Origin of the sequence: Coprococcus sp. RTP21281st1_F1_RTP21281_210402 (genome assembly GCF_040915325.1) — a bacterium.
Taxonomy (GTDB): domain Bacteria; phylum Bacillota; class Clostridia; order Lachnospirales; family Lachnospiraceae; genus Coprococcus; species Coprococcus aceti.
The window spans coordinates 323,036-341,533 of record NZ_JBCPDQ010000002.1 but is presented as its reverse complement, the minus strand read 5'-3'; the positions used below and the strand labels follow the sequence as shown (position 1 = coordinate 341,533).

17 protein-coding genes are annotated in these 18,498 nt (G+C 46.7%); all 17 read left to right on the top strand.

The features are described from left to right. Positions 1-17 precede the first annotated feature (17 nt). The 17 genes from AB5150_RS03575 to AB5150_RS03495 all read left to right on the top strand — a co-directional run bounded on the left by AB5150_RS03575 (position 18) and on the right by AB5150_RS03495 (position 18,195). On the top strand, positions 18-191 hold the full coding sequence (locus AB5150_RS03575; RefSeq protein WP_015534605.1) for a hypothetical protein: 174 nt from the start codon (positions 18-20) through the stop codon (positions 189-191). Then, a complete protein-coding gene (locus tag AB5150_RS03570; RefSeq protein WP_156327926.1) occupies positions 188-331 on the top strand; it encodes a hypothetical protein in 144 nt (47 codons plus the stop codon). Before AB5150_RS03575 ends, AB5150_RS03570 begins: the two co-directional genes overlap by 4 nt. A gap of 11 nt (positions 332-342) precedes the next feature. Next, positions 343-2,217: a hybrid sensor histidine kinase/response regulator gene (locus AB5150_RS03565; protein WP_368291202.1), complete on the top strand. Its 1,875-nt coding sequence runs from the start codon at positions 343-345 to the stop codon at positions 2,215-2,217. A gap of 69 nt (positions 2,218-2,286) precedes the next feature. After that, positions 2,287-2,832 (top strand): stage V sporulation protein T, encoded by a 546-nt coding sequence (gene spoVT, locus AB5150_RS03560; protein WP_015534608.1) that lies wholly within the window; start codon positions 2,287-2,289, stop codon positions 2,830-2,832. Between the two features lie 187 nt (positions 2,833-3,019). Continuing rightward, a complete protein-coding gene (locus tag AB5150_RS03555; protein ID WP_015534609.1) occupies positions 3,020-3,292 on the top strand; it encodes an HU family DNA-binding protein in 273 nt (90 codons plus the stop codon). A 16-nt stretch (positions 3,293-3,308) separates the two neighbouring features. Further along, complete coding sequence (locus tag AB5150_RS03550; protein ID WP_015534610.1) at positions 3,309-3,548, top strand: RNA-binding S4 domain-containing protein; 240 nt, start codon at positions 3,309-3,311, stop codon at positions 3,546-3,548. Positions 3,549-3,637: 89 nt separating this feature from the next. After that, on the top strand, positions 3,638-3,910 hold the full coding sequence (locus tag AB5150_RS03545; protein ID WP_055272159.1) for a YabP/YqfC family sporulation protein: 273 nt from the start codon (positions 3,638-3,640) through the stop codon (positions 3,908-3,910). After that, the gene (gene yabQ, locus AB5150_RS03540; RefSeq protein WP_368291201.1) at positions 3,910-4,251 is read left to right on the top strand and encodes a spore cortex biosynthesis protein YabQ; all 342 of its coding nucleotides are present in this window, start codon (positions 3,910-3,912) and stop codon (positions 4,249-4,251) included. Before AB5150_RS03545 ends, yabQ begins: the two co-directional genes overlap by 1 nt. A 130-nt stretch (positions 4,252-4,381) precedes the next feature. Beyond that, positions 4,382-4,702 carry a septum formation initiator family protein gene (locus tag AB5150_RS03535; protein WP_055145071.1) on the top strand — a complete coding sequence of 107 codons (321 nt, stop codon included), beginning with the start codon at positions 4,382-4,384 and terminating at the stop codon, positions 4,700-4,702. A 95-nt stretch (positions 4,703-4,797) separates the two neighbouring features. Continuing rightward, entirely contained in the window at positions 4,798-6,921 is a 2,124-nt protein-coding gene (locus AB5150_RS03530) for a SpoIIE family protein phosphatase (protein WP_368291200.1), read from the top strand. 51 nt (positions 6,922-6,972) lie between these two features. After that, positions 6,973-8,433 (top strand): tRNA lysidine(34) synthetase TilS, encoded by a 1,461-nt coding sequence (gene tilS, locus AB5150_RS03525; RefSeq protein ID WP_368291199.1) that lies wholly within the window; start codon positions 6,973-6,975, stop codon positions 8,431-8,433. After that, complete coding sequence (hpt, locus tag AB5150_RS03520; protein ID WP_022216999.1) at positions 8,430-8,951, top strand: hypoxanthine phosphoribosyltransferase; 522 nt, start codon at positions 8,430-8,432, stop codon at positions 8,949-8,951. Before tilS ends, hpt begins: the two co-directional genes overlap by 4 nt. A 23-nt stretch (positions 8,952-8,974) precedes the next feature. Continuing rightward, positions 8,975-11,017 carry an ATP-dependent zinc metalloprotease FtsH gene (gene ftsH / locus AB5150_RS03515; RefSeq protein ID WP_118649607.1) on the top strand — a complete coding sequence of 681 codons (2,043 nt, stop codon included), beginning with the start codon at positions 8,975-8,977 and terminating at the stop codon, positions 11,015-11,017. Between the two features lie 83 nt (positions 11,018-11,100). Beyond that, positions 11,101-12,450 carry an esterase/lipase family protein gene (locus AB5150_RS03510; protein ID WP_368291198.1) on the top strand — a complete coding sequence of 450 codons (1,350 nt, stop codon included), beginning with the start codon at positions 11,101-11,103 and terminating at the stop codon, positions 12,448-12,450. A 395-nt stretch (positions 12,451-12,845) separates the two neighbouring features. Further along, positions 12,846-14,939 carry a glycoside hydrolase family 13 protein gene (locus tag AB5150_RS03505; protein WP_022216996.1) on the top strand — a complete coding sequence of 698 codons (2,094 nt, stop codon included), beginning with the start codon at positions 12,846-12,848 and terminating at the stop codon, positions 14,937-14,939. 353 nt (positions 14,940-15,292) lie between these two features. Beyond that, a complete protein-coding gene (locus AB5150_RS03500; RefSeq protein WP_368291197.1) occupies positions 15,293-17,509 on the top strand; it encodes an RNA ligase in 2,217 nt (738 codons plus the stop codon). 134 nt (positions 17,510-17,643) lie between these two features. Further along, positions 17,644-18,195 carry a Predicted phosphoesterase or phosphohydrolase gene (locus AB5150_RS03495; RefSeq protein WP_015534620.1) on the top strand — a complete coding sequence of 184 codons (552 nt, stop codon included), beginning with the start codon at positions 17,644-17,646 and terminating at the stop codon, positions 18,193-18,195. The last annotated feature ends 303 nt before the right edge of the window (positions 18,196-18,498 follow it).

Genomic DNA, 18,498 nt, shown 5'->3' with positions numbered 1-18,498 from the left:
TAGAAGAGATTTATGAGATGAAGAAGAGGACTATTGCCAGAATGATGGCAGCTGTTATGGCCGTGAGTATGCTTGCTGGTTGTGGTGATTCAGACGGCGATACAGCGAAGAAGGTGAATCTTGATCCAGATCATCCGGTATCACTGAAGATATGGCATTACTACAATGGAACCCTAGCAGGCAATATTTGACGATCTGGTTGATGAGTTCAATGCTACCAAGGGCAAGGATGAAGGGATATCTGTCCAAGCCGGTGAACATAGGAAAGTTTGAGGAAATGCTCTACGAGGTATGGAGCAGTCATAACAGAGAATTCAGCGTATTGCGCTAAGGGGGGTAAATATGACACAGCACTTGCAGACGATGATGTGTGAATACACCATACTGATAATCATGCTCTATATAGGTGTGAGATGTCTTAATCAAAGAAATAATAAGATCATAAGATCGTTTTCTCATTTTGTATTCGGAGTAATTGCTTTCCAGATAATAAATATACCTGTAAGAATGGTTGACGCAGGACTGGTGCGTATGCCGGCCGCGGTGGTTTTTGTGTTGAATTGCGGATTCATGATCGCAGAGACATTTGTGACATATGAATGGTTTTATTTTTTCGAGAGCATACAGAATTCATTATTTGTGGAAAAAAAGATAATACGGGCATTGCGCAGTATTCCGCTTGTTCTGATGATTGTGCTGTGTGTGGTCTCGTGGTGGACAGGCTGGCTTTTCTACGTGGATGATACGGGCATGTATCGCAGAGGAGCATTGTTCGCACTTCAGGTGGTACTTCCATATACCTATGTATTTGTGACACTCGTCAGTGCGATAGTATATTCCATTACCAGAAGAGAGAAAAGATCTGCCGTCATCATAACTATAGCACTCATACCTGCGCTTATATGTTCAGTGTTGCAGATTGTTGCGGGTGGTTCTTATGTTCTGGCTGGACTGACGCTTTCGGCGATGTTCGTGTATATAGAGCTCTGCATGGAGGATATCAGAAAGGTTGAGAAGCTTGAGGTTATCGAGAAGGCCAACCACGAGCTGGAGAATGCCCTGGATATGGCGAATAAGGCTAACAACGCTAAGACGGTGTTCCTCAACTCCATGTCTCATGATATAAGAACCCCTATGAACGCGATAATAGGCTTCACAGACCTTCTGAATGACAACCTGTCCGACCAGGACAAGGCGCGCGATTATATAGCCAAGATCAGATCATCAAGTGATTATCTGCTGTCCCTTATCAACAATGTATTGGAGATGGCAAGGATAGAGAGCGGCAAGACAGAACTGGACGAGAGCAGTATATCACTTAAAAGTCTTGATTCGGTGTACTGGCTGTTTGAAAGTCAGATGAAGGAGAAGAACATAGACTTTACATGGAATGTGAATGTGAAGCATAACAATGTTCTATGTGATGTAGTGAAGATAAAAGAGATACTCATGAACATCATCAACAACGCATATAAGTATTCTCTTCCAGGAGACAGCGTTGCGGTGAAGATCGATGAGCTTCCATGCGACAGGGATGGTTATGTGAGGATACGCACAGTGGTCAGTGACACGGGAATTGGAATGTCGGAGGATTTCCTGGAGCATATATTTGAGGATTTCAGCAGGGAACAGACATCCACGGAGAGCGGACAGTTTGGAACAGGACTTGGCATGGCTATAGTTAAGAAGATAGTCGACCTTATGGGGGGAGATATAGATGTGCAGAGTGAACCGGGAAAGGGTACGACATTTACTGTTACACTTGAGCATCGTATATCCCAGAATGTTGAGGATGCTGGTTCGGTAGAGAAGCGCAACGAGGATTATTCATTTGAGGGCAGAAGGATAATCCTGGCGGAGGATAACGATCTGAACGCTGAGATAACAATGACGATACTTGCCGGTGCAGGCATGGAGGTCGACAGAGCCGCAGACGGAATCCAGTGTATAGACATGCTGGAGAAAGCGGAGCCGGGATACTACGATCTCATCCTCATGGATATACAGATGCCGAACATGGATGGTTACAAGGCAACCATGATCATACGAAAGCTGGACGACAGACGCCTGGCGGATATACCTATAATCGCTATGACTGCAAATGCGTTCAACGAAGACCGTAAGAAAGCCTTTGAGGTGGGCATGAACGGATACATAGCCAAGCCGATAAGCGCAGAGGATCTAAAGATGACGCTGGCTGGGATCGTGGAAGAATAATTTTGATGATTTTTCACATAATAACTCCAAAGCAATTATTTAACATGCAATGGAGGGTTAATACTGTTTATGAAGGCGACAGGAATAGTGAGAAGGATAGACGATCTCGGAAGGATAGTCGTTCCGAAGGAGATAAGAAAGGTTCTCAGGATAAGAGAGGGGGACCCGTTGGAGATATTTACCGGCAAGGAGGGCGAGATAGTTCTCAAGAAGTATTCGCCCATGGCTGATCTGACTGCATTTGCACAGCAGTATGTGGAGGCCATATCCCAGAGCCTTGGACTGCCGGTTGCCATCACGGACCGGGATTCAGTCATAGCGGTGGCGGGAATGCCGAAGAAGGAGCTGATGGGCAAGGAGCTTCACAGTGAGCTTGAGAGCGTGATAAACGACAGGAAAGCGATAGTTGCCCGCAAAGGCGATGCGAAGTTCATACACATAACCACAGACGACCTGGATTACGATGGACAGGTGGTGCAGACCATTATATCAGAGGGCGATGCAGTGGGCTCTGTCATCGTGATAGTGCGTGACAGCGGACACAGAATAGGTGAGATAGAGCAAAAAGCAGCGGTGATCGCGGCGGCATTTCTGGGCAAACAGATGGAAGGGTAGCCGGTAATGCAAGAATTTGGCAAAAAGTGAGTAAAATCAAGGGGTTTCGGCCTCGAAATCCCTTATTTTCCTTGACAAATATAACCATTTTAGGTATAACTATACATGTTGAGCTCAGAGTTTTCTGCTTTTGCGGGTAGCAGGCGGATGACAGAGAGCATTTATTTTTTAAAGGAGGAATTATCTAATGAATAAGACAGAATTAGTTGCAGCAATCGCTGAGAAGACAGAATTATCAAAGAAGGACGCTGAGGCAGCATTAAAGGCTTTCACAGACGTTGTAGCAGATGAGTTAAAGAAAGGTGAGAAGATTCAGTTAGTTGGATTTGGTACATTCGAGGTATCAGAGAGACCAGCTAGAGAGGGTAGAAACCCAAGAACTGGCGAGACAATGACAATCGCTGCTTCAAAGGCACCTAAGTTCAAGGCTGGAAAGGCATTAAAGGATTCAATCAACTAATCTTTAAGGGTTTGATATGAGACTTGATAAATACCTTAAGGTATCCAGAATCATCAAGAGAAGAACCGTGGCGAACGAGGCATGCGATGCCGGAAGAGTCATGGTCAACGACAAAGTGGCTAAGGCCGGAACCGATGTCAAGGTTGGAGATGTTATCGAGATAGAATTTGGCAACAAGACGGTGAAGGTCAGAGTTACAATGATTGCAGATTCCACTAAAAAGGAAGATGCCAAGGATATGTTTGAGTATGTGTAAAAATATGCCGGAATATACATAGTGTATTCCGGCATATTTTTTTTGTGGGCTCATATAGTTTATTAAATAGCTTGAGAAGGTTTCTGAACATGGGGGAAGTTAATAAGGCAAAAACCCACAAGGTGGTCATGGACAACAGGAACAGTCTGTCCATGACAGGGATCAGCAAGGTCACATCCATAGATCCTGATCTGGTTCTGCTGGTGACCGAGCAGGGGAAACTCAAGATAATAGGCAAGAATATGCAGGCGACAAATCTGGACCTTGACAAGGGAATACTGGATCTCACAGGAAATATCAACTCCATGATATATTCGGGTGACAAGGAAGGTGCTTTTTCTATAAAGGGGTTGTTCAAGTGATGAGCGATATGGCGGCAGGGCAGCTCTGGGGATATGGGATATGTGTTGCAGCCGGAGCGTGCTCAGGTGTACTGGGATCGCTGTTCTGGTTCATCTCAAAGCTCTTTAGGAACAGCCGCACGGTGGCGTGGATATGCGATATTACACTTTGGTTGATATTAAGTGTAGTAGTTATGGCGGTCAGTTACATATGCTGTGACGGAGATCTGAGACTATATATTTTTTTAGGATTTTTTTCAAGCTTTTTACTTGTATTTTTTACTATAAATTGGGCTGCTTCGAAAATTGCAAACCATATATTGTGTAAGAAAAAACAAGATTCAAAAAATGTGAAAATGTGACGGCAAAAAGTGCGTTGACATAATTAGTCTTAAATAGTAAAATTATGTCAATATGTTCGTTTGGATACGAACTTTTTGTATATTATTACAAGAAAAGACAAGTAATAAAGTAATGAATGGGGAGTTTCTAATGAGTAAGACGGTCGGCAGATCAAAGTCAAAAAAGAATAACAAGATCACAACGAAGCTTGGAATGGTTCTGGTTGTGAGCTGTCTGATATTGCTGGCAGTGGTTGTACTGTACAAAGCACAGAGCCTGAAAGCACAGAAGGAGAGCCTGCAGGTTCAGGCGGCGGAGCTTCAGGAACAGCTTGACAGTGCGAAGGAAGATTATAAGAAGCTTGAAGAGCGTGAGAAATATATGCAGACAGATGAGTATGTTGAGGATGTGGCCAGATCACAGCTAGGTCTCATATATCCTGACGAGATCGTGGTAAAGCCTGAGGAATAAAGTCAGAACATAGCGGATGCTGATTTCAGCATTCGCTATTTTTTTGCGCATTTGACGGATATACTTCTTGTCACTATGAACAGGAAGGCGGGAAAATGTTGATGAGAGAAAAGGTAAATGGGTTCGTCGGAGTGATGGCGGTGGCTATTCTGTGTATGGTCAGCGGCTTATGCATGGTCTGGGGGATAGCCCCGGTGGTTCTGGCTGTGTATGTGGCGGCCTGTGCGGTGTGTGGGAGATACATGATAACCTGCATCGGGTGTGCGGCGGGAGTCGCAGCCGGATCTATGGGCATAGCAGGGCTGTTGCACGCATATGAGTATATGATACCGGGGCCTGTGTATTCCGGTGTGATGGTGACGGAGAAATATCTGGTGCTGCTGGGACTTGCGATGTGTCTTATGAAGATCGTGTACTCCAGAAATTCCGGATCGTATGTCAGGGTGATCGTCGTCATGTCGGCTGCCGTGCTTATGGGAAACATAGTGGTATATGCGGATAACATGCTTATGGCTGCAGCTTATGGAGTGGTGGAGGCTGCGATATTCATGTGTGCCAGTGTGATACTGAAACCGGGGATTGGACTTCTATATACATATATCTGCGGGGATGCCTCGGATGTGGAGAGGGATGAGAGCTGGAATATAAGTCAGGGCATAGTGAGCCTCATGGCGCTGGCGGCGGTCGTTCTGTGGGTTGTTCCGGGTGAGGATATCTACGGTGTGAATCCGGCATTTATGCTAGCTCTGGTTCTGATATTGTACGCGGTGTATAGAACTGGAGCGGTGTACGGATGCGGAATGGCGGCGGTGGCGGGAAGCATCGTGTCGGTCAAGCTGAATGACAGCAGGTGGCTCATGTGGATGCTCCTTGTGACGCTGGTCATGCTCATAGGCCGAGCACTCACCGGGAGAAGAAAGGTGTCTGCAAGTCTGTTCTATGTTCTGGGGTGCGTTCTTGCCTCCGTGGCGGATGGAACAGTGCTGTGGAACGGCTCTGGGCGGGAGATCGCATTTTACTATATAAATATCGCCGTTCCGGTCGTATTGTTTGCGTGTATACCTAGTGCTCTGCTGGGCGCCATGGACGAGGAGACAGATCCGGCGTGTCTTCAGGCGGCTGCTGCGGAGATTAACAGACTCACGGCCTGCAAGATAGAAGATATGGCAAATGTGTTCAGACGGCTCGATTATACATTTGCCGGGAGCGATGAGCCGGCGATAAGCCTGGGACAGATCGGCGAGCTCGTGGATGGCTTCAGGAGACAGATAGATCTGATAGGTGAGGCGAGGGAGATATCCGATGAAAAGCTGCTGGGGCAGATAAGATCGCTGGGGATGGACGAGGTCAGGGTCACGGCCTCCATGGACAGTGGCAACAGGAGCCGATACTATGTGGCGGGAAGAACGTCAGGTCAGGGCATGGTGCTGTCAAGACAGGTGGCTGATGTATTGAGTGGGTACTTCAGGAAGAATATAAGGGCGGGCATGGATTCGCCGAGCCTTTTCTTCGATGAGTACAGATCTGCCGTGTACGAGGAGGCGGCGCGTTACAAGGGGCGTTACCATGTCAGAAGGATAAAGAAATATGGCTCTCCGGTGTCGGGGGATAATTTCTCGGTGAAGGAGTATGAGGATGGCAGGCTGGTGATGATGCTGTCTGACGGCATGGGAAGCGGAAGCCTGGCCTCCTGCGAGAGCTGCATGATGCTGGACACCATGGAGGAGCTGCTGGAGGCGGGATTTGCCCCGGAGTACAGCATTGCATTTGCCAATCGATGTATGTCCAGGAGAAATAAGGGCAGAATATTCACGACATTTGATATGGTGGTCATAGACATGTACGACGGCACCATGAGGAGCTTCAAGCAGGGGGCGTCGGTGACCTATGTGATACGCCCGGGCGATGATGGAAATGAGGTCCGCCAGATAACGAGCACTACTCTTCCCGTGGGCGTGCTGGACGATGCCGAGTGCGACATGGCGGATGTGAAACTTGCGGCGGGGGATGCCGTGGTCATGGTGAGCGATGGGCTCTCGGATATGGATGTGTCCGATCACATGCAGGATGTGCTCAAGGGAATAAGAGTGGGTGACAGCAGACGGATGGTCGATGATATACTGGGCGCCATGATAGGACAGGGGGATGTGTCGCTTCGGGATGACGTGACGGTCATGGCGGCGGTGATATCAGGATCTGAGAAAAGTAGCGCAGCCTGAGTAACTCTATGCTATAATATGAAATTATGATATTTACAGAAGGATAAATGTATGGATGTATTTGAAAAAGATGTTCTTGAGTATATAAAAAAATACCACATGTTTGATGGTATAAGTCACTGCGTGTGCGGTGTGTCCGGCGGCGCGGATTCGGTGAGCCTGCTCACGGTGCTGGCAAGGCACAGGGCGGAGCTGGGAATAGATATACACGTTGTACACATAAATCACATGATACGCGGTGAGGCTGCGGATGGTGACCAGAGCTACGTTGAGACTTTGAGTGGTGAATATGGTGTCACATGCGACTCTTACAGGATCGATGTCAGGAAGCTTGCGGAGCAGGCCGGACAGACCGTGGAGGAGGCCGGACGCCATGCAAGATATGATGCATTTGACAGGATGCGTGCCAGATATGCGGATGAGGGCTGTGTGATCGCAGTCGCCCACAACCGCAACGATGTGGCTGAGACGGTTCTGTTCAACATGGCGAGGGGAACCGGAATGGGCGGCATAAAGGGTATAGCCCCGGTGAGGGATCACATAGTGAGACCGCTTCTTGGGAGCGACAGGAGCCACATAGAGGAATATCTTGACCGGCAGGGGATCAGATACTGTACGGATGCCACCAACAATGAGGATGATTACACCAGGAACAAGATAAGACACAGGATACTTCCTCTTATGAATGAGATAAATGGACAGGCCACGGAGCACATTTGCCAGATGGCCATGATGGCGGCTGATTACGAGCGGCTTGCTGCCGGACTGGTTGATGATTTCCTGACGGGACAGGGAATTGATGTCAGAAGTGAAGGCTGTGGCTGGACCGGAGACAGCACTAACCGGAGATATGAGCTGGACATGGCGGCTCTCAAGGAGCAGGACAGGCTCGTGCAGGAGCTTGTCATAAGAAAGCTCATCGGAATGGTGTGCGGAGGCCTGAAGGATATCGGCATGAGCCATGTGTCGGAGGTTACGAAGCTGTACTCGGCTGACACCGGGGCGGGGATCAATCTTCCTGCCGGTGCGAGGGTGTGGCTGGAGTACGGCAGACTGGTATTTGCCGGCGGTGAGAACCGCGCCGGTGACCAGAGCTGTCAGGACGGCGGGCTGCCGGGCTGCGTGGACATAGACATCACCTGTGATGGTGAGTATGAGCTGTGTGAGGGAAGGCTTACGGTCAGGATCTACGACAGACCTGAAGCCCTTGATCTTGCAAAAAAAGAGTGTACGAAGTTTCTTGATTATGGTAAAATAAAACAGTGTCTGCAGTTGCGGACATTTGAAAACGGGGATTATATAGTCGTTAATTCTGCGGGCTCGAGAAAGAAGCTCAACCGTCTGTATACTGACTGTAAGATACCGGTGGACAAGCGGCGTCATATTCCACTTGTGACATCCGGGCAGGAGGTCGTGTGGGCCGTGGGACTTAGGATTGGCGAGAATTATAAAGTGACAGAAGATACACAAAAGATAATTGAGTTGAATTTTAACAGGAGGAAACAGAGTTGAAAGAACAGATTGGTGTTATGCTCAGCAGCAGTGAGGTGGAAAACAGAATAAGCGAGATGGCAGCAGCCATAGATAAGGCATATGAGGGAAAGACGATACATTTGATCGGAATCCTTAAGGGAAGCGTGTTCTTCATGTGTGAGCTTGCGAAGAGAATGAAGAGTCCGGTCACCATGGACTTCATGTCTGTGAGCAGCTATGGCGATGGAACAAAGTCATCAGGTATTGTCAAGCTGAACAAGGACCTTGATGAGTCTATAGAGGGAAAGGATGTAATCATCGTGGAGGACATTCTTGATTCGGGAAGAACCCTTTCATACCTTGTGAAGCTTCTCGGCGAGAGAAAGCCTGCAAGCCTTGAGGTTGTGACCCTGCTTGACAAGCCGGACAGAAGAGTTATCCCGGTTGAGCTGTATATGACAGGTTTTGAGATCCCTGACAGATTTGTTGTGGGATACGGCCTTGACTGTGCCCAGAAGTACAGAAACCTTCCATATATAGGTGTCATAGAGCAGTAATATATTGATTAAGGAGCATATACATGGAAAATATGGATAAGAGAAAATTCAGGAATGGAATGATAATCTATCTGTTGATCCTGATAGTTGCTTTCATCCTCATAAACAGATGGATGCAGAGCGACAAGATTGAAGTGACCACCACTTACAGTTACACAGATCTGACAGAGGATTTGGATGATGGCAAGATATTGGCATTGTCGATACAGCCAAATGCAGAGATTCCTACGGCGGTAGTTCAGGTGCAGTTCACCAACGGAAAGACTCTTGCATTTTATTCCACAGATGTCAATGATGTCGTGAAGATTTATAACGACTATCAGGCAAGTGTGGACAAGTATAATGCGACCGTAAGCTCGGATGACGATAAGAAGGTCGTTGCCAGATGCAGCCTGAACGATGTGGAGAAGACGAGCATATGGAGTGTGATAATTCCGTATGCCCTTGTCATGATCGTCATGTTCTTTGTCATGCTGCTGTTCGTGAGATCATCACAGGGCGGTGGAGGCCAGATGATGAACTTTGGCAAGAGCAGGGCGAAAATGACAGAGCCTGATGAGAAAGAGAAGGAAGATAAGAAAAATAATAAGAAGAAAATAACATTTGACGATGTTGCCGGTCTCAGTGAGGAGAAAGAGGATCTCGAAGAGATAGTGTGCTTCCTCAAGAACCCGGGCAGATTCATCAAGGTCGGTGCACGTATACCGAAGGGAGTTCTTCTTGTCGGCCCTCCTGGAACAGGTAAGACACTCATGGCAAAGGCCATAGCAGGAGAGGCGGGGGTTCCGTTCTTCAGTATTTCAGGATCAGACTTCGTGGAGATGTTCGTCGGTGTCGGTGCAGCGAGAGTGAGAGATCTTTTTGCACAGGCAAAGAAGAACGCACCATGTATCGTATTTATAGATGAGATCGATGCCGTTGCCAGACAGAGAGGTACAGGACTTGGCGGTGGACATGACGAGCGTGAGCAGACTCTGAACCAGCTCCTTGTAGAGATGGATGGATTCGGAGCGAATGAGGGAATCATAGTTCTTGCAGCTACCAACCGTGTGGACATACTGGATAAAGCGATCCTCCGTCCGGGACGTTTTGACAGAAAGATATCTGTCAATCCTCCTGATATCAAGGGCAGAGAGGAAATCCTCAAGCTTCATGTTGCGAACAAGCCTCTGGCAGAAGATGTTGATCTCAACGAGATCTCCAGAACAACAGCCGGATTTTCGGGAGCTGATCTTGAGAACCTGATGAATGAGGCTGCGATCTCTGCTGCGAAGGCCGGCAGGGAATATATCAATAAGGAAGATGTCGACAAATCATATATCAAGGTTGGAGTCGGTGGTGAGAAGAGGAGCCATGTGGTCTCCGAGGAGGATCGTAAAATCACGGCATATCACGAGTCGGGACATGCGATACTGTTCCATCTCCTTCCATATGTTGGCCCGGTGCATATTGTGTCTATCATACCTACAGGTACCGGAGCCGGAGGATATACCATGCCGCTTCCACAGGGTGATCAGGAATATATTACTAAAGCGCATTTGCTCAACGAGATAAAAGTTAGCATGGGCGGAAGAATTGCAGAGAAGATCATATTTGGCAATTTTACCACGGGTGCTTCACAGGATATCAAGATGGCCAGCGGTTATGCAAGATCCATGGTTACGAAGTATGGAATGTCCGAAAATCTTGGATTTATCAACTATGAGAGCGATGATCAGGAGGAGGTATTCCTCGGGAAAAATCTTGGACATACCAAGCCATACAGCGAAAAGATAGCCGCCGCCATAGATGAGGAGGTTAAGCAGATCGTTGACGAGTGTTACAGGGAGGCTTATGAGATTCTGGAGCAGAATGTGGATGTTCTTCACAAGTCTGCAAAGCTTCTTCTTGAGAAGGAGAGAATAACAGGAGCTGAGTTTGAAGCACTGTTCGATAGAGACGATGCTAAGGATGCAGATGCAGATGTTCAGAGCAACGGTGCAGAGCAGAGTACAGCAGAGAATGTAAATGCAGCAGATAATGCTGTTGCAGAGCAGAAAGCTGAGACTCAGACAGACAAACAGTAATATATAAAGACAATACAGATGCCCGCAGTTTTCTTGCGGGCATTTGGCTTATGTTGGATATATGACGGAAGGGAGAACAAGGGATGAAGATAATAAAGAGAGGGATAAATGCGGTGATACCGTTCCTGCTGGCGAATATATATCTGCTGGCAAGGTGTCCGGAGTGGAATATACCACTCATGCCGCTTATAGTTGTGGTGTTCATAGCAGTATATGTACTGCTGACCGCGATGCCGCTTCTCGGTCTGAAGAATATACAGTCTAAGGGTATCAGAAGGTGTCAGAGGGGATGCGAGAATCTGTATTCTTTCCTGGCGGCAACGGTCATGTCTGTGGCTGTGCTGATACTAATGTTGGTGCATGTGATAGATGTTGGGGCGTGGACATGGAAGAACTGGGTTCTGTACATACTCACGGCGGTGGCTGTACTGGCGGTCACATTCTGGGTTGGAATAATAAGAATATATGTGTCATCCAGGCAGCTCGGTATCAAATGGAGAGTGATCGGTATACTGTGCGGTTGGATTCCGGTGGTACATCTGATAGTCCTTGGCAAGCTGATAAGTCTGGCATCAGGTGAGACGGTTCTGGAGAACGAGAAGATTATAAAGGATAAGGCAAGACAGGCTGACCGGGTCTGCGCCACCAGATATCCAATACTCATGGTACACGGAGTGTTCTTCAGGGATTTCAGGTATCTGAATTACTGGGGAAGGATCCCTGCGGCACTTGAGGCGAATGGTGCGACCATATTCTACGGAAACCATCAGTCCGCCGCATCTGTGGCTGACTCCGGACGGGAGATAGCTGACAGGATACAGCAGATATTGAAGGAAACAGGATGCGGGAAGGTGAATATCATAGCCCATTCCAAGGGAGGCCTTGACAGCAGATATGCCATATCGAAGCTCGGCATGGCCCCTTATGTAGCATCACTCACAACGATTAACACTCCGCACAGGGGATGCGAATTTGCGGATTATCTTCTGGGCAAGATACCGGAGAAACAGCAGCAGACCGTGGCAAATGCCTACAATTCTGCACTCAAGAAGCTGGGTGACACAAACCCGGACTTCATAGCTGCGGTGACGGATCTCACGGCATCAGCGTGTGAAAACCTGAACAGAGAGCTCCCTGATCCGCAGGGGGTATACATACAGAGCACGGGTTCATGTATGAAGAAGCCTTCCGGCGGACGCTTCCCGCTCAACACCACCAACGCATTCGTAAAGCAGTTTGATGGTGAGAACGATGGACTTGTCGGATATGAATCTTTCAAATGGGGCTCAAACTTCATATATCTGAAGCCTCAGGGCAGGCGTGGAATCTCCCACGGAGACGTGATAGACCTGAACAGGGAAAATATAGATACATTTGATGTGAGGGAATTCTATGTGGAGCTTGTGAGTGATCTGAAGAGACGCGGTTTTTAGAAAATGCCCGGTGTTTTGTCTAATGTGAACAATAAAAAGTAAAAATCAGGTAATATTCAGGAAATGTATTGTGATATTGCACAATGACATTTGCCAAATAAAAAAATGTTTGGGCAGACTTTTGACGGGATTTGTATATAATAATACTTGTAACCCCCAATACATTATATAGTTTTGGCTACACCCCATAAAAGTAACAAAATACCTTCTCCAAAAGAGACAGTCGTTCGGTGACTGTCTCTTTTACTTTTGGTGAAAACAGAAATTGGGCAGGATGGTCTGATATGAGGCGATTCCTGCTGTATATTTGCAGCTAATATATGTTTTATCTTGTTGCCTAATCTCCCGAAAAGTATTAATATAAAAAAGAGTATGTGCAAGGGAGATTTTATTGTATGGTGGAAAAGAAGACCAATGGGCAGAAGATACATGATTATGTATATAATGTAAAGCCCATACTAAATAAAGGCGGACTGTTTGCGGACGGAAGCAAATATTATGTCAGCCCACAGGAGCCGGATGTGGATCAGGATGTGAATGTCAGATTCAGGACTACAGCCGATAATGTGGATGAAGTGTTCCTTATATATAATGAAGAAAAGATACAGATGACAAAGGAGAGTTCCAACAGAATATTTGACTTTTATACCGCAACGATACCTGGAGGTCTGCCATTCATAAGATATCATTTTGAGATACATTCGGGAAGGGTCACATGCTTTTATGACAAGCTGGGACCTACGAAGCAGAACGACAGAGAGTACGACTTTGAGATATGTCCGGGATTCAAGGTACCGGAGTGGGCAAAGGGTGCGGTATTTTATCAGATATTTGTGGACAGGTTCTGCAACGGGGATACTTCCAATGATGTGCTGGATAATGAGTACGCATATATAGGTACCGGTTCAGTTCAGGTAAAGGACTGGAATCAAAGGCCGAGCATCATGGATGTGGGACGTTTCTATGGCGGAGATCTCCAGGGTGTCAAGGATAAGCTTGATTATCTGCAGGATCTGGGAGTGGATGTAATATATCTGAACCCTATATTCGTATCACCATCCAACCATAAGTATGATATACAGGATTACGACTACGTTGATCCACACTATGGAAGAATAGTTGACGATGAGGGTGACTGCCTTCCGGGCGGATGCCTTGAGAACAAGCAGTCGTCGAGATATATCAACAGAGTTACAAATAAAAAGAATCTTGAGGCCAGCAATCAGCTCTTTGCCGAGCTGGTTGAGGAGATACACAAGCGTGGCATGAAGGTCATCCTGGATGGCGTGTTCAACCACTGTGGTTCATTCAACAAATGGATGGACAGGGAGTGTATATACGAGAATCAGGAGGGCTACGAGAAGGGTGCGTTTGTATCGAAGGACAGCCCTTACAACACTTTCTTCAAGTTCTACAATGACAATGCATGGCCATACAATACAACATATGATGGCTGGTGGGGTCATGACACCCTGCCAAAGCTCAACTACGAGGATTCGCCGAAGCTGGTTGAGTACATCATGAAGATAGCAAGGAAATGGGTGTCACCTCCGTATAATGCAGATGGATGGCGACTTGACGTGGCTGCGGATCTGGGACATTCCCCAGAGTACAACCACCAGTTCTGGCGGGAGTTCAGGAGAAATGTTAAAGAGGCAAATCCGAATGCGATAATTCTGGCTGAGCACTATGGTGATCCAAAGAGCTGGCTGAAGGGAGATCAGTGGGATACTGTCATGAACTACGATGCGTTCATGGAGCCTATCACATGGTTCCTCTGCGGTGTTGAGAAGCACAGCGACGAGTTCCGCGGTGACCTTCTGGGTAATTATGACGCGTTCAAGGGCGCGATGAACTATCACATGTCCAGATTCCTGAGACCATCGATAGACGTGTCCATGAATGAGCTGTCCAACCACGACCATTCCAGATTCCTTACGAGAACCAACAGAAAGGTCGGACGTCTTCACACCATGGGAGCGGATGCTGCTGATCAGGGCGTGGACAAGGGTATATTCAGACAGGCTGTCGTATTCCAGATGACGTGGCCGGGAGCTCCTACCATATACTATGGAGATGAGGCTGGTGTGTGCGGATGGACAGATCCTGATAATAGAAGGACTTATCCGTGGGGCCACGAGGACAAGGAGCTTATACAGTTCCACAAGGATATGATAAGAATACACAAGTCCTACGAGGCACTTAAGTCTGGCTCTGTATTATATCTCCACGGCGGACACAAGATACTCTGCTATGGAAGATTTACTGACAACAAGCAGGTGGTAGTCATCATGAACACCAACTATGAGGATGTGGATTTGAAGCTTCATATCCGTCAGATCGGAGTGTACAACCATTCGATCCTCAGAAGAGTCATGCTGACAAATGAAGAGGGGTACACGCTGGAGCCACAGGATTTCATGGTGGAGCACAACGTACTCACGATCAAAGCTCCGAAGATGAGTGCGATGGTGCTTGTTCGTGCCTGATGGCCGGAAGACAAAGATATACAAGACAAAGATATATGACATAAAAATATAAAAAAGTTCCTTTGGACGAATGATGTTATTGAAAGAATCATTTGCCGGGGAGCTTTTTTATTTGCAAGAGTAATGCTTGCACAGAAAATGGATTGAAAATGGAATTGCTTGCCCGTGTTATCGTCTAAATCTGCGGCGAGCCGAATTCTATGTTTGTCCATGACTTTGTAACGATCCAAGAAACACCATCCAAGAAACACAATTTAGAAAACAGATAGATTAAACTACAGGTTGGGTGAAAAATATAGGGAGATAGGGTATATTGGACAAAATAGTATTGTAAAGAAGGAGGCAGATAGAATATGAGAGTATTGCTTTTGCTTAGGGGATCTGCCGGTTGTGGCAAATCTACATGGATCGAGCAGAATGGATTAAAACCATACACACTTTCAGCGGACGACATCAGACTGCTTTGTCAGAGTCCGGTGCTGCAGGTGGATGGTACGAGAGGAATCAGTCAGAACAATGATGGTACGGTGTGGAAGACATTGTTCAGCCTTCTTGAGATCCGCATGCAGAAGGGCGAATTTACGGTGATAGATGCCACGAATTCCAAGACTTCGGAGATGAACAGATATAAGAATATGTGTGAGACGTACAGATACAGAATGTATTGTGTAGATTTTACAGATATACCTATAGAAGAGGTGAAGAGAAGAAATGCCGGGAGGGAGGAGTTCAAGAGGGTATCAGATGACGTTATTGACAAGATGTACTCCCGCTTTGCCACACAAAAGATCCCTTCGGGAATCACGGTCATAAAGCCGGACGAGCTTGACAGCATCTGGATGAAGAAGAGGGATTTCTCCCAGTATAAGAGGATCCATCACATCGGGGACGTTCACGGATGCTATACAGCGCTGATGAAGTATCTGGATGACAATGGCGGTATAAAGGATGATGAGTTCTATATATTTACAGGTGATTATATCGACAGAGGCGTGGAGAATGCGGAGGTTGTAAATTTCCTGATATCTATCATGGACAGGAAGAATGTTCTCATGCTTGAGGGCAATCACGAGAGATGGCTGTGGCTGTGGGCAAATGACTGCACCGGCAGGTCGAAGGAGTTTGAGCTTGTGACAAGACCAATCCTCGATGCTTCCGGAATCGACAAGAAGGAGGTGCGGAAGCTTTACAGAAGGTTTGGACAGTGTGCTTACTATAGCTACGGTGATAATGTATATCTGGTGACCCATGCGGGACTCAGTGTGATTCCCGACAATCTCACATTTGTGGCAACTGATCAGATGATACATGGAGTCGGAGCTTACAATGATTTCGAGAAGATCGCAGAGACATTCTACGGGAAGATGCCGGCGAATTACTATCAGATCCATGGACACAGGAACACCAAGCTGCTCCCGGTGCGGGTGAATGACAGAGTGTTCAACCTTGAGGGCAGAGTCGAGTATGGCGGGGAACTCAGATGCGTTCGGGTGGATGCTGATGGAATCCATGAGGTGGAGATCCACAATGATGTGTTCAAGGCACCTGAGATACAGGAGGAACAGACCGTTACCACAAGCTCTGTTGCAGATGTGATCATCTCCTTGCGGGGGAACAGGGACATACAGGAGAAGACATTTGGCAATATTTCGTCATTCAACTTCACGAGCAAGGCATTCAATGACAGGGTGTGGGATGAGCAGACCACAAGAGCAAGGGGCTTGTACATTGACACATTCAAGGGAAGAGTCGCAGCGAGGGCGTATGACAAGTTCTTTAATATCAATGAGCGCCCTGAGACAAAGTTTGATATGCTGCAGAATAAGCTGCAGTTTCCGGTGACTGCCTATGTCAAGGAGAACGGTTTCCTGGGACTCGTGAGCTACGATGAGTACAACGACGATTTGTTGATAGCGAGCAAATCCACCATAGAGGGACCATTCGCCGGCTGGCTGAAGGATATGATATATGAGAAGGTGACACTGGAGAATATAGAGAATATGAAGCGGTTTGCGAAGGACAATAATGTGACATTTGTATTTGAGTGTGTTGATATGAAGCATGATCCTCACATCATAGAGTACCCGGAGAGCAATCTGTATCTGCTTGATATAGTTTACAACCAGATAAACTATGCAAAGTATGATTACGATGCGATGTGTGATACAGCCCACCGGTTCGGCCTGACACCAAAGAAGAAGGCTTGCGAGCTTGCAACCTGGCAGGAGTTCTATGACTGGTATTATGATATCCTTGAGGATGATTACGAGTATAACGACAGAGTCATAGAGGGGTTTGTCATCGAGGACAGCGCCGGATATATGACAAAGCTCAAGCTTGCATACTACAATTTCTGGAAGTTTATGAGGACAATATCCCATGAGGCTATCAGAAACGGATATATCAAGAAGACATCGGCACTCACCACCCCTCTTGCAAATGAGTACTATGCGTGGGTGAGAAAGCTTCACGATACAGAGGATCCCGCAAATGTTCCGAGGGATATATGCACGCTTAGAAGATGGTTTTATAATGACATGAAGCAGGCGGAAGGCGATAGCCTGATATAGGTGATCATAAGAGATAACACGGTGAATGTTTGACGGGTTATGTTATATCATGGCAGCAGCCAGACATAGAAAATTATCCAGGCTGCTGCATATATTTACATGGTACGCTGAGTAGGAATGAGAGGTGATATTGTATGATATTTTATACGTCAGATCTTCATTTTGGACATGCAAATGCTATAAAATTTGATGAGAGACCATTTACAGATGTGGATGATATGGCTGATGGAATGATACATAACTGGAACAGCAGGGTAGGAAAGAATGATACAGTGTATATTCTCGGGGATTTCTGCTTTAAATTGAAAGATCCGGAGCCGATCCTTGCAAGACTTAAAGGACACAAGCGCCTCATCCTTGGCAATCACGATCAGGTAATAATGGGAAGTGAGAAGCTGCAGTCCTACTTCGACGATATACAGAAGATGGACTATGTGAGCGACAGAGGTAAGCTGATAGTTATGTGTCACTTTCCGATAGCTGAGTGGAATAAGAAGAAAAGCGGGGCATACCATTTCTATGGACATATCCACAAGAGCAGTCCTGAAGTGTACAGCTTCATGACCGGCCAGGGACGTGCTTACAATGTAGGCTGCATGATCAACAACTACATGCCGTGCACCGCTGACGAGATCATCCGAAATAACGAGATATATCAAGCCAGATTACAGTCAGAGGCTAAATGATAAGAGGTATAAGGACGTATGTATATGTAACTGGCAACCTGTATTTTCAAGTTTTGTAATTCCACATGCTTCCAATAACTGCCGGAAGTAAAATCAGAATGCATCATGCAGCGAAAACATAGAAGTAAACGGAAAAGAAGGAATAAGGAGGAATTGTATAATTATGAAAATATTAAATGACATATAGTGTAATTTAATGCTATAAAAAACCAGCCCATAGGTGTTAACGAAAAAGTAGATTACCACCGTGTAGGCTTTTTGCGCTTTCCCGGATGGGCACAATCCCTCGTCAGCACCTATGGG